This is a genomic window from Sphingomonas sp. 2378, from assembly GCF_038084995.1.
In the GTDB taxonomy this organism is placed as follows: domain Bacteria; phylum Pseudomonadota; class Alphaproteobacteria; order Sphingomonadales; family Sphingomonadaceae; genus Sphingomonas.
In genome coordinates this window covers 31,901-44,030 of record NZ_JAXCMJ010000017.1, presented here as the reverse complement: position 1 = coordinate 44,030, position 12,130 = coordinate 31,901, and the positions used below count along the sequence as shown (strand labels likewise).

The 12,130-nt window shown below is 66.9% G+C and carries 11 protein-coding genes; 9 read left to right on the top strand and 2 right to left on the bottom strand.

Annotated elements, in window-relative coordinates; genetic code table 11:
- Positions 1-234: 234 nt before the first annotated feature.
- Positions 235-2,406, bottom strand: a complete 2,172-nt coding sequence (locus tag SM191_RS10410; protein WP_341506140.1) for a primosomal protein N' — start codon at positions 2,404-2,406, stop codon at positions 235-237.
- 41 nt (positions 2,407-2,447) lie between these two features.
- On the bottom strand, positions 2,448-3,911 hold the full coding sequence (locus tag SM191_RS10405; protein ID WP_341506139.1) for a sensor domain-containing diguanylate cyclase: 1,464 nt from the start codon (positions 3,909-3,911) through the stop codon (positions 2,448-2,450).
- A 394-nt stretch (positions 3,912-4,305) separates the two neighbouring features.
- Here SM191_RS10405 and SM191_RS10400 point away from each other — a divergent pair, with 394 nt between their 5' ends.
- From SM191_RS10400 to guaA, 9 genes are all read left to right on the top strand, one after another.
- Complete coding sequence (locus SM191_RS10400; RefSeq protein ID WP_341506138.1) at positions 4,306-4,998, top strand: response regulator transcription factor; 693 nt, start codon at positions 4,306-4,308, stop codon at positions 4,996-4,998.
- Complete coding sequence (locus SM191_RS10395) at positions 4,995-6,350, top strand: sensor histidine kinase (protein ID WP_307002260.1); 1,356 nt, start codon at positions 4,995-4,997, stop codon at positions 6,348-6,350. The genes SM191_RS10400 and SM191_RS10395 overlap by 4 nt, the downstream gene beginning before the upstream one ends.
- Before the next feature lie 169 nt (positions 6,351-6,519).
- Positions 6,520-6,768, top strand: coding sequence for a hypothetical protein (locus SM191_RS10390; RefSeq protein WP_341506137.1), 249 nt, complete (start codon positions 6,520-6,522; stop codon positions 6,766-6,768).
- Between the two features lie 158 nt (positions 6,769-6,926).
- Positions 6,927-7,295: a 30S ribosomal protein S13 gene (gene rpsM, locus SM191_RS10385; protein ID WP_058718060.1), complete on the top strand. Its 369-nt coding sequence runs from the start codon at positions 6,927-6,929 to the stop codon at positions 7,293-7,295.
- A 106-nt stretch (positions 7,296-7,401) separates the two neighbouring features.
- Positions 7,402-7,791, top strand: a complete 390-nt coding sequence (gene rpsK / locus SM191_RS10380; protein WP_007405180.1) for a 30S ribosomal protein S11 — start codon at positions 7,402-7,404, stop codon at positions 7,789-7,791.
- 88 nt (positions 7,792-7,879) lie between these two features.
- Complete coding sequence (locus tag SM191_RS10375) at positions 7,880-8,944, top strand: DNA-directed RNA polymerase subunit alpha (RefSeq protein ID WP_267434549.1); 1,065 nt, start codon at positions 7,880-7,882, stop codon at positions 8,942-8,944.
- 255 nt (positions 8,945-9,199) lie between these two features.
- Positions 9,200-9,622: a 50S ribosomal protein L17 gene (gene rplQ / locus SM191_RS10370; protein WP_341506136.1), complete on the top strand. Its 423-nt coding sequence runs from the start codon at positions 9,200-9,202 to the stop codon at positions 9,620-9,622.
- 266 nt (positions 9,623-9,888) lie between these two features.
- On the top strand, positions 9,889-10,443 hold the full coding sequence (locus SM191_RS10365) for a hypothetical protein (protein ID WP_341506135.1): 555 nt from the start codon (positions 9,889-9,891) through the stop codon (positions 10,441-10,443).
- A 32-nt stretch (positions 10,444-10,475) separates the two neighbouring features.
- On the top strand, positions 10,476-12,029 hold the full coding sequence (guaA, locus tag SM191_RS10360) for a glutamine-hydrolyzing GMP synthase (RefSeq protein WP_341506134.1): 1,554 nt from the start codon (positions 10,476-10,478) through the stop codon (positions 12,027-12,029).
- Positions 12,030-12,130 lie beyond the last annotated feature (101 nt).

Sequence of the window (12,130 nt, the reverse complement as noted above, 5' to 3'; positions counted from 1 at the left end):
GGCCAAGGGAAAACACCGCGGCTTCAGGCCAAATTGTTCACGCGAAGCCGCGAGGCCGCGAAGAAGATTTTGGTTCGCGCGGAGGCGTGGAGAACGCGGAGGTGTCTCGCCCGATGCCTCTACATCCCCTGATCTTACAGGTCGGCGATGGCAGGCGGCGTTGCCGCGAATAGGACACCTCCGCGCTCTCTGCGCCTCCGCGCGAACATTCCTCCTTCCTCTATCGAACGCCGATCACAGGAAACTATACGGGTCCACATCCACCGCGACCCGCACTTTCGCGGACCATTCCAACCCGCCCAGCCACTCCCGGATCACATCCTGTACCGCCAGCGCGCGCCGGGCGTGGACCAGCAACCGATAGCGATGCCGCCCCCTCAGCATCGCCAGCGGCGCGGGCGCGGGGCCGAAGACGTGCATCCCGTCGACCTTTGGCGCGGCGCGGGCGATGGCGTTGGCGGTGGACTGGGCCGCGCCCTGATCCTCGGACGACACGATGATCGCGGCATAGCGCCCGAAGGGCGGCGCATCGGCATCGCGCCGGGCCTCGGTCTCCGCCGCATAAAAGGCCTCGGCATCGCCCGTCACCAGCGCCTGCATCACCTGCGCCTTGGGGCTGTGCGTCTGGATGAAGACATGGCCCGGCTTGGCGCCGCGTCCCGCTCGCCCAGATACTTGCCGGATCTGCTGAAAGGTCCGCTCCGCCGCGCGCAGGTCGCCGCCGTCGAGGCCTAAGTCCGCGTCGATCACCCCGACCAGGGTCAGATTGGGGAAATGATAGCCTTTGGTGATCAACTGCGTGCCGACCACGATGTCGATATCGCCCGCCTCCATCCGCCCGACGAACTCGGCGGCCTTGGCGGGGGACCAGATGGTGTCGGAGGTGACGACCGCGATCTTGGCGTCCGGGAACAGCGCGGTCGCCTCGTCCGCGATCCGCTCGACGCCGGGGCCGCAGGCGACCAGCGAATCCTCGCCCCCGCATTCGGGGCAGGCGCGCGGGGTGGGCATGACATGGCCGCAATGGTGGCAGGCCAGCCGCCGGACCAGCCGATGCTCGACCATCCACGCAGTGCAATTGGGGCATTGGAAGCGATGCCCGCAGGTCCGGCACAGGGTCAGCGGGGCATAGCCGCGCCGGTTGAGATAGAGCAGCGACTGTTCGCGCTTTTCCAGCACCGCCTTCATCGCCGCGACCAGCTTGGGCGCGATCCAGCGGCCGCGTTCGGGCGGGTCCTGGATCAGGTCTATCGCCTCGATCGTCGGCATCTGCGCGGGGCCGAAGCGGCCGGGCAGCTTGACCTCGGTATAGCGGCCGAGCGCGACCTGCTGGCGCGTCTCGATGGCGGGGGTGGCGGAGGCGAGGATGACCGGGCAGGACTCGAACTTGCCCCGCATCACGGCCACGTCGCGCGCGTGGTAATGGACGCCGTCTTCCTGCTTGAAGCTGGTTTCATGCGCCTCGTCGACGACGATCAGGCCGAGATTGCGATAGGGCAGGAACAAGGCCGAGCGCGCGCCGACCGTCACCAGCCCCTGGCCGCTGGCGATCGCCCGCCACGCCCGCCGCCGCTGCGACGAGCGCAGGCCCGAATGCCAGGCCACCGGCTCGCAGCCGAAGCGGTCGTGGAATCGCTTGAGGAACGGCTCGGTCAGCGCGATCTCGGGGAGCAGGACCAGCACCTGTCGCCCCTCGGCGATCGCCTCCGCCACCGCTTCGAAATAGACTTCGGTCTTGCCCGATCCGGTCACGCCGTCGAGCAGCACCGGCTGGAACGCATGCGCCGCAACGCCCGCGACCAGCGTGTCCGCCGCCGCGTGCTGGTCTTCGGACAGTGCGGGGCGGTGATGATCGGGGTCGGGCAGGGGAAAGGGGCTGTCGATATCGACCTCCACCCCCTCGATGGCGCCGTTCTTGACCAGCCCCCGGATCACCGCGTCGGAGACATCGGCCATCGTCGCCAGTTCGCGGATCAGTCCCTGCCGGTCGCCGATCCGCTCCAGTGCCTGGGCGCGCTGCGGGGTCAGGCGGTCGGGGACATGGCCGGTGACGCGGTATTCTGTGACGGTCCGTGCCCCCTCCAGCGCGGAGGTCGAGGACAGCGCCATCCGTACCACCGCGGCGGGCGGGGCGAGATAATAGTCCGCCGTCCACTCGATCAGCCGCCGCAGCGCATCGGGCAGGGGCGGGACGTCCGCCACGCCGAGCAGCGGGCGGAGGCGATTGTCGCCGACTTCCGCATCGGACGGCATCCGCTCCGGCTCCCACACCACGCCCAGCAACTGGCGGGGCCCCAGCGGCGCGACGACGATCGACCCCGGCTCGACCGTCATGCCATGCGGCACGCGGTAATCGAGAGGGCCGAGCGCGGAGTTCAGGACGAGGACGCGGGCGCGCGAGGACATGCCCCCGCTATATGGGGCCGTGGGTCGGGGAGGGAAGGGGCTTAGCGGGTGGCCTTCCGTCGGTCCCCCTTGCGCCGCTCACCCACCCGGTCGCGCTTGGCGGCATAGAGGCGGCTATCGGCATGGTGCATGAAATCGCGGATCGTCCGACAATTCTCGGGCCGCAGCGTGACGCACACCGTGCCCGCGCAGCTCATGGTCAAATCGTCCACCGTGATCGAGATGGTCAGCAGCGTCTCGATCCGGGCGCGGAGCGACTCGGGCTGGGCGAGCAGGGCGGGATCCTGAACGATCACCCCGAACTCGTCCCCGCCCAGCCGCGCGACGAAACAGTTCTTCAGCCAGTCGGTCCGCAACCGGGTGCCGACGATGCGCAGCACTTCGTCCCCGGCGGGGTGGCCCAGCGTGTCGTTGATCAGCTTGAACCCGTCCAGATCGATCAGCACGAGCCCAAGCGGCCGGTCGTTCGCGCCCGCCTCGCCCATCGCGGTTTCCAGCGTGCGGTCGAACGCGGCGCGGTTGGACAGGAGGGTCAGCGCATCGGTGTCGGCATTGCGGCGCAACTGGACCTCCAGCGCGTGGCGCTCGGTCACGTCCTGGAACATGCCGACCAGGCTTTCGGGGTGGCCGTTCGCCATTTCCCGCTCGCCCATCACGCGGACCCGACGGTGGCGGCCAAGTGCCGTCACGAAATCCAGCTCGATGTCGAACGGATCGCCGGTGCGCGCGGTGGCCTCGATCGTCGAGCGCAGGATGGCGCGCGAATCCGGGGGGTAATAGGACAGGCCCTGATCGATCGTGACCGGCTTGCCGGCCGACAGTTCGTGAATGCGATAGACGCCTTCCGACCAGAACGCCTTTTGATCGCCCAGGCGTATCCGCCATGACCCGATCAATGCCAGCCGCTCGACCTGCCGGACCGTCCGGTCCTTGGCGCGCAGATCCTCGGCCTGGCGCTCGCTCAGCTCGGCCATTGCCGTCGCCCGCCTGGCGACCGCGCGCGCGGCGATCAAAGCCTCGGCCAGCCTGGCGAGATGGCGAAGCGCCCGCTCCCCCGCCGGGCTCAGCGAGCGTGGGGTGGCATCCATCACGCACAGCGATCCGATGGCCTGGGGCGATCCGTCCAGGTCGGGCACGCGGATCGGCATGCCCGCATAGAAGCGCGTCCCCGCCTCGCCCGTGACGAAGGGATTGACCGCGAAGCGCGGATCGCTGGTCAGGTCGGGGACGATCATCAGGTCGGGCGACCGGATCGTCTGGTCGCAAAAGGCGACGTTACGCGGCATCTGGCTGGGCAGGGGACCGATCGCCGATTTCACCCAGAAACGGTCGCGGTCCGCCAGCGTCAGCGCCGCGACCGGACAATCCAGCATCTCGGCGGCCAGCGAGACCAGCGCATCGAACTCCGCCTCCGGTTCGCTGTCGAGCAGGGCATGCGCCTGAAGCGTGGCGAGGCGTCGCTCCTCGGCGGACGACGCATCGCGGGGGAGGGCAGAGATCAGCATGATAGAGGGACCATAAATGAAAGAATTATCAAAAGTTTAAACATGGCTTGGAATCTCGGTCGCCAATCCGGTCCGAATCCGGACCGTTGAGGGTCGACCGTTGCTCGCGATCCCGTGGCGAATGACGCATTTGTCACATTATGGTCACTCCGGGGTATCCCGCCACCCTGTAGCCCCACGTCACGCAGTTCAACGAGCTCGGCGCCCGACACTCCCGGGGGTGCCGTCGGGGCCGGCGGAGAGCGTGCTTTCCGCCGGCCTTTCCCTGGGCCATTTTCCGGCCTAGTCGCCCCCCAAGGACGGGGTGACTTGGGGCGGACGGGGTCCAAGGGCTCGAACATGCCGAACGACGCCGTTGGAGCGAAGATCGCCCTATGCCGGAGCAGACGAACCGATGAGCCGCAAGATCCTGATCGTCGAAGACGATGCTTCCACCTCCGCCTATGTCACCAAGGGGCTGGCCGAGGCGGGTTATGCCGTCGAGCAATGCGGGGACGGCCGGGACGGGCTGTTCCTGGCGAGCGAGGGGATATTCGACCTGATCATCGCCGACCGGATGCTGCCGCGCCTGGACGGGCTGGCGATGGTCAGCGCGATCCGCGCGGCGGGCATCTCCACCCCGGTGCTGATTTTGTCGGCGCTGGCCACGGTCGACGACCGGGTCGACGGGCTGAAGGCGGGCGCGGACGATTATCTGTGCAAGCCCTTCTCCTTCGCCGAGCTGTCGGCGCGGATCGAGGCGCTGGTCCGTCGGTCCGACCGTGCCGCGTCCGAACCGACCCGCACCAAGCTGTCGGTCGGCGATCTGGAGATCGACCTGCTCGCCCGCACCGTCACCCGCGCGGGCAAGATCATCCCGGTCGGCGCGCGCGAGTTCAACCTGCTGGAATTCCTGGCGCGCCATGCCGGACAGGTCGTCACCCGCACGATGATGCTGGAGAAGATCTGGAACTATCATTTCGACCCCGGCTCCAACGTGGTCGACGTGCATATCGGGCGGCTCCGGCGCAAGCTGGAGGAAGGGTTCGGCAGCCCGATCCTGCATACGGTGCGCGGCGCGGGCTACAGGCTGGCCGTCGAGGGGTGAAGCCGCGGCTGACGATCTCGGCACGGATCGCGCTGCTGTCGATCATCCTGGCGCTGGTATCCAATCTGGCGCTGGTCGGGTTCATCTGGAAACAGACCAGCGCCGATGCGGTCGCGGCGCTCCACCGCGAGATCGTCGAACAGGCGGACGCCCTGCGCGCCGTCTGGCGAACGGGCGCGCTGCCCGCGCTGGCCGATGCGATCAAGGAGGCGCGCGAGCCCGGCGACGTGTCGCTGGTCCTCGCGATATTCGATACGCAGGGGCACCGGATCGCGGGCTATGCGCCGCGTCATCTGGCGGTGCCGCTGTCGGACACGCCGTTTCGGATCGCGGTGCTGGGCCGCGACGGCGTCTGGGCCAGCCGCGAGGCGGGCTATACGCTCCATCCCATCGGCCATGACTGGTTGCTGGTCGGGCGGCCGCTCGACCTGATCGAGGCGCAGCAGGTGGCGATCGAGCGCGCGCTGGCGCTGGCGGTGTTCCTGTCGTTGATGCTGGGGGTGGGGACCGGGCTCGTCCTGGCGCGCTATGTCGCGGGGCGGCTCAACGCCATCGTCGCGGTCATGGATGCGGCGGGGGAGGGCGATTTGTCGCGGCGCGTCTCGCTGGTGCGGGGCGGCGACGGCGATGGCGACGCCTTCGACCGGCTGGCGGTGCGACTGAACGCGATGCTGGGCAAGATCGAGCAGTTGATGGCCGAGTTGCGCGTCGTCACCGACAGCCTGGCGCACGACCTGCGCTCGCCGCTCGCCCGATTGCGGACCAAGACCGAGCAGGCGGTGCTGATCGCCGATCCGGCCCAGCGCGAGGCGGCGCTGGGTGGCCTGCTGGTCGAAACCGACCTGATCATGCGGATGCTGACCATGGTCATCGAGATCAGCCGTTCGGAATCGGTGACCCGCGACCGCTTCACCCTGGCCTCGCCCGCCGAACTGATCGAGGAGATCGGGGAACTCTACGCCCCGGTGGTCGAGGATGCGGGGCTTCGGTTCCTGATCGCGGTCGAGGATCGCCCCGCCCCCCTGCCGCTGCACCGCGAACTGATGAGCCAGGCGCTGTCCAACCTCATCGACAACGCCCTGAAGCACGGAGCGTCGGGCGGGGAGGTGACGCTGCGGCTGCGGCGCACGGTGGAGGGCATCGTCTTCCAGGTCGAGGATCACGGCCCCGGCATCGCCGAGGCGGACCGGGCGCAGGCGTTGAAGCGGTTCGGCCGCCTCGACACCGCACGGACGACGCCGGGTGCGGGGCTGGGCATGGCGTTGATCGAGGCGGTGGCGCGGCTGCATGGCGGGCGGTTCGAACTGGGGGATAATGGACCGGGGCTGATCGCGCGGTTGGTGATTCCCTGATCCTCCCCGGCACGGGGAGGGGGACCGCCGCGAAGCGGTGGTGGAGGGGGATTGCCGCACGGGGTCTCCCATGTGGAAGCCCCCCTCCGTCAGCGCTGACGCGCTGCCACCTCCCCGTGCCGGGGAGGATCATACTTGCCCCACCGCCTCAGGCGTTTACATCCCGCCCATGGATTCGCTTTCTCTGTTCGGCCTCGCTGCCGTGTCCTTCACGCTCGTCTGCTATGCGATGGAGGCGGGGTCGCATTGGTGGACGCTGGGCTTCGTCCTGGGGTGCGCTGCGGGATCGGCTTATGGCTTTCTCCAGGGCGCCTGGCCGTTCGGCGTGGTGGAGATCGTCTGGGCGATCGTGTCCTTCCGTCGCTGGCTGACGCTTCGCCGGGTGCAATCGGCGACGTTTCGGGAACCGATCGCTTGACAGAGGGTTTCGCGGGCCCTAACTGACCATCCTTCCACCACCCCCGGTTTGACGACGCGCGATTTGCGGGCGTCGCGCTTCCGCGTGGCGGAACCATCGCGTTGAGATGGAGCATGTGCGGCCATGCCATGCTTCGTGGAGCTAGGAGAACAAGTTTCATGGCACGTATCGCGGGTGTTAACCTCCCGACCAACAAGCGCGTTCTGATCGCGCTGACCTATATCCACGGCATCGGTCCGGCCAAGGCGAAGCAGATCGCTGCCAAGCTGAACATCGCCGCCGATCGTCGCGTCCAGGACCTTTCGGATCAGGAAGTCCTCCAGATCCGCGAAACCATCGACGCCGATCACACGGTGGAAGGCGATCTGCGTCGCGAAACCGCGATGAACATCAAGCGCCTGATGGACCTGGCTTGCTATCGCGGCCTGCGTCACCGCAAGGGCCTGCCGGTCCGCGGGCAGCGCACGCACACCAATGCGCGCACCCGCAAGGGCAAGGCCAAGCCGATCGCGGGCAAGAAGAAGTAAGATTTTCGTCCGGGGGACGAAAATCACTTTTTCTCCGCCGGAGGGCGGCGCGAGGCAGACTGCTTCCCGCTCTCCGCATCAGAGATACAGGTCAGGATAGAATTCAATGGCACGTGAACCGCAGCGCATTCGCCGTCGCGAGCGCAAGAACATCACCGCCGGCGTCGCGCATGTGAACGCCAGCTTCAACAACACCATGATCACCATCACCGACGCGCAGGGCAATGCCATTTCGTGGTCGTCGGCGGGCATGATGGGCTTCAAGGGTTCGCGCAAGTCGACCCCGTATGCCGCCCAGGTCGCCGCCGAAGACGCGGGCAAGAAGGCCGCCGAGCATGGCGTCCGCACCCTGGAAGTCGAAGTGAAGGGTCCGGGTTCGGGCCGCGAATCGGCGCTGCGCGCGTTGCAGGCGGTCGGTTTCCAGATCACTTCGATCCGTGACGTGACCTCGATCCCGCACAACGGCGTGCGGCCTTCCAAGCGTCGCCGCGTCTGATGCTTCCCATGGCCGGCTGACGAGTCGGCCATGCCTCTCTCCACGGCTGGAACCGTCCCCGTTCCGGCCCATAACTCAGGGGAACCACGTGTCTGTCAACGCAAAGAACTGGCAGGAACTGAAGAAGCCCAACGCGCTCGAAAAGAAGGGCGGCGATGGCAAGCGGAAGGCGACGTTCGTTGCCGAACCGCTGGAGCGTGGCTTCGGCCTGACGCTGGGCAACGCGCTACGCCGCGTTCTCCTGTCGTCGCTCCAGGGCGCGGCGGTCACCTCGATCAAGATCGAAAACGTGCTGCACGAGTTCTCGTCGCTGGCCGGTGTGCGTGAAGACGTCACCGACATCGTCCTGAACGTCAAGCAGCTCGCGATCCGCATGCAGGGCGAAGGCCCCAAGCGGCTCCAGCTTTCGGCGACCGGCCCCGCCACCGTCAAGGCCGGCGACATCGCCGTGTCGGGCGATATCGAGGTCATGAACAAGGACCTGGTGATCTGCCATCTCGACGAAGGCGCGACGCTCAACATGGAGCTGACCGCCGATATCGGGAAGGGCTATGTCCCCGCCGCGTCCAACCGTCCGGCCGATGCGCCGATCGGCCTGATCCCGGTCGATGCGCTCTACTCGCCGGTTCGCCAGGTGTCGTACAAGGTCGACCCGACCCGCGTCGGTCAGGACCTGGACTATGACAAGCTGACGCTCTCGGTCGAAACCGACGGCACCGTCACCCCGGAAGACGCCGTGGCCTATGCCGCGCGCATCCTCCAGGACCAGCTGGCGCTGTTCGTGCACTTCGACGACTCGGCGCTGACCCGCGCGGCCCCCGTGGGCCAGGCGGCGATTCCCGCCGCCGGTGGCGAGCCGCAGAGCGACGCGCAGCAGATCAATCGTTACCTTCTCAAGAAGGTGGACGAGCTGGAACTGTCGGTGCGTTCGGCCAACTGCCTCAAGAACGACAACATCATCTATATCGGCGATCTGGTCGGCAAGACCGAAGCCGAGATGCTGCGCACTCCGAATTTCGGTCGCAAGTCGCTGAACGAAATCAAGGAAGTGCTGTCGTCCATGGGTCTGCGCCTGGGCATGGAAATCCCCGGCTGGCCGCCCGAGAATATCGAGGAAATGGCCAAGAAGCTGGAACAGGAGATCATGGGCTGAGCCGCACGCGGATAGCGATGCTATCCGCGAGACGGCGAAAGCCCGGCCGGCGGGTCGCCCACGGGCGACCCGTTCGACGTCAGGATTGCGGCTTTGCCGTGATCCGGTCCTTCGGCCCGGCCCCTCCACCAGCTTCGCTGGTCCCCCTCCCCAAGCAAGCTTGGGGAGGATTTGAATAGGTGAAGGTGACGGCCTCAACGGTCACCAGGTCTGGGGTACCGTGACACGGCCCCTTAACGAACGAAGGAACTACCCATGCGTCATCGCGTCGGCGGCCGTAAGCTGCAACGTACCTCGGCTCATCGTATCGCGCTCTTCCGCAACATGGCGGCAGCGCTCATCAAGCACGAGCAGATCACCACCACCGTCGCCAAGGCGAAGGAACTGCGTCCCTATGTCGAAAAGCTGGTCACGCTGGCGAAGAGGGGCGGTCTCTCCAACCGTCGTCTGGCCCATGCCCGCCTGCTCGACGACGCGCAGCTGGTGAAGCTGTTCGACACGCTGGCGTCGCGCTATGCGGACCGCAACGGTGGCTATACCCGCATCATCAAGGCCGGCATCCGCGCGTCGGACGCCTCGCCGATGGCGATCATCGAGTTCGTCGACCGCGACGTCTCGGCGAAGGGCCAGGATTCGGGTCCGGTCATGAACGAGGAAGATTTCGACGAAGCCGCCTAATCTTTGCGAGCCTCGAAGACCTTCGAGAGAGGGCCGTCCCAGCGATGGGGCGGCCCTTTTTTGTTGTCTTGGACGCGGACGACAGTGCGCTCCCCCTCCTGTAGGCGGGAGGGGGCCGGGGGGAGGGCAAGGAGCCTCGCAGAGACCATCGCTCGTGGCCTTCCCTCCCCCATCCCCTCCCGCCTGCGGGAGGGGCGTGCTCAGCCGCTCTGTTCAGCATTCTGAAAGGGGTCTTCGTTTCTCCTGCGAAATAAGGGGGGCACATCATGCGCAAGATCACGACCATCGCGAGCCTGACGGCGATCGCATCGCTATGCGCCTGCGCTACCCAAACGAACTGGAACCCCGGCATCTCCACGCCGACCGCCACCTCGCTCTATTATCAGCGCGACCAGAACAGGGTGGACCCGATCGGCACGGCGGCGCTGATGGTGGCGGGGATGGGTTTGCAGGCGGCAGGCCTTCGTCCAGACCAGCCTGGTGCCTCGCGGCCGGGAAGCGCGCCCGGGGCCGATCCGACCACACCCGTCCGTGCGGTGGAGACCCCCTCCGCCCCCCGTGCCGAGATCGACGAGGAAGCCGCTGTCCGCGCCTGTATCCTGGCGGCGGAGGACGAGGGGAAGCGAAGCCACGCCCATGCGCTGCTCGACAAACTGGCGTCCGTCGATCCGCTCGGCGACGGGTTGCTCGTGCGCGGGACGCTGCGTCTGCGCGAACAAGCGAACGCCGCCGAAGGCCTCCGCCCGTTCCGCTGCCGTGTCGATTCACAGGCGGTGCGGATGATCGCGATCGACCCGGCGGAAAGCATCGCCGCCCGGTAGATTTTCGACAAAGACATCGCTATCGGACCGCCATGGAGCACCCCGACAGCATCCTCATCGTCGATTTCGGCAGCCAGGTCACCCAGCTCATCGCGCGCCGTGTGCGCGAAGCGGGGGTCTATAGCGAGATCGTGCCCTTCCAATCGGCCGGTGAAGCCTTCGCGCGGATCAACCCCGCCGCCGTCATCCTCTCGGGCGGCCCCGCCTCGGTGGTGGACGAAACCAGCCCCCGCATTCCGCAGGCGATCCTCGACAGCGGCCTGCCGATGCTGGGCATCTGCTATGGCCAGCAGGCGCTGACCCAGCAACTGGGCGGCCAGGTCGAGAAGGGCGACAGCGGCGAGTTCGGCGAGGCGTTCATCACGGTCGAGAATGGCTGCACCCTGTTCGACGGCCTGTGGCAGACCGGCGAGCGGCATCAGGTGTGGATGAGCCATGGCGACAAGGTGACTGCACTGGCACCGGGCTTCCAGGTCGTGGCGACGAGCCCCGGTGCGCCCTATGCGATCATCGCCAATGAGGAACGCCGCATCTACGCGATGCAGTTCCATCCGGAGGTGGTGCACACCCCCGACGGCGCCAAGCTGATCGCCAATTTCGTCCGCCACGTCGCCGGGCTCTCGGGCGACTGGACGATGGCCGAGTTCCGCGCCGCCAAGATCGCCGAAATCCGCGAGCAGGTCGGTACGGGCAAGGTCATTTGCGGCCTGTCGGGCGGGGTCGACTCGTCGGTCGCCGCGCTGCTGATCCATGAGGCGATCGGCGACCAACTGACCTGCGTGTTCGTCGATGGCGGCATCCTGCGCCAGGGCGAGGCCGAGCAGGTCGTCAGCCTGTTCCGTGGCCATTACAACATCCCGCTGGTCCATGTGGATGCGCAGGACCTGTTCATGGACGGCCTGGCGGGTGTCACCGACCCGGAAGCCAAGCGCAAGTTCATCGGCAAGACCTTCATCGACGTGTTTGAGGCCGAGGCCAGGAAGATCGGCGGCGCGGAGTTCCTGGCCCAGGGCACGCTCTATCCCGACGTGATCGAGAGCGTCAGCTTCACTGGCGGCCCGTCGGTGACGATCAAGAGCCACCACAATGTCGGCGGCCTGCCCGAACGCATGAACATGAAGCTGGTCGAGCCGCTTCGCGAATTGTTCAAGGACGAGGTGCGCGTGCTCGGCCGCGAACTGGGCCTGCCGGACGTGTTCGTCGGCCGCCATCCCTTCCCCGGACCCGGCCTTGCGATCCGCATCCCCGGCGAGGTGACGCGCGAGCGCTGCGACATCCTGCGCAAGGCGGACGCCATCTATCTCGAGGAAATCCGCAAGGCCGGGTTGTACGATGCCATCTGGCAGGCGTTCGCGGTGTTGCTGCCGGTGCGCTCGGTCGGCGTGATGGGCGATGGCCGGACCTATGACTCGGTGCTGGCGCTGCGGGCGGTGACTTCGGTGGATGGGATGACGGCGCAGGCCTTCGACTTCCCCGGCGACTTCCTGGCGCGCGTGACGACCCGGATCATCAACGAGGTGAAGGGCATCAACCGCGTCGTCTACGACTATACCAGCAAGCCCCCCGGTACGATCGAGTGGGAGTGACCCGGGGTGGTTCCGAGGCTATCGTTTCATAACACTAAGTGACAGGCGTTAAAAGATAATTTCTGATATTTCTCACGACGACTATCGGTCGCTATCGCCCT

Excerpts from the sequence above, each read along its gene's own strand:
- rpsK (WP_007405180.1), top strand. The coding sequence starts at position 7,402 with ATGGCACGTGAACCGCAGCGCATTCGCCGTCGCGAGCGCAAGAACATC.
- SM191_RS10400 (WP_341506138.1), top strand. The coding sequence starts at position 4,306 with ATGAGCCGCAAGATCCTGATCGTCGAAGACGATGCTTCCACCTCCGCC.
- SM191_RS10390 (WP_341506137.1), top strand. The coding sequence starts at position 6,520 with ATGGATTCGCTTTCTCTGTTCGGCCTCGCTGCCGTGTCCTTCACGCTC.
- rplQ (WP_341506136.1), top strand. The coding sequence starts at position 9,200 with ATGCGTCATCGCGTCGGCGGCCGTAAGCTGCAACGTACCTCGGCTCAT.
- rpsM (WP_058718060.1), top strand. The coding sequence starts at position 6,927 with ATGGCACGTATCGCGGGTGTTAACCTCCCGACCAACAAGCGCGTTCTG.
- guaA (WP_341506134.1), top strand. The coding sequence starts at position 10,476 with ATGGAGCACCCCGACAGCATCCTCATCGTCGATTTCGGCAGCCAGGTC.
- SM191_RS10410 (WP_341506140.1), bottom strand. The coding sequence starts at position 2,406 with ATGTCCTCGCGCGCCCGCGTCCTCGTCCTGAACTCCGCGCTCGGCCCT.
- SM191_RS10405 (WP_341506139.1), bottom strand. The coding sequence starts at position 3,911 with ATGCTGATCTCTGCCCTCCCCCGCGATGCGTCGTCCGCCGAGGAGCGA.
- SM191_RS10365 (WP_341506135.1), top strand. The coding sequence starts at position 9,889 with ATGCGCAAGATCACGACCATCGCGAGCCTGACGGCGATCGCATCGCTA.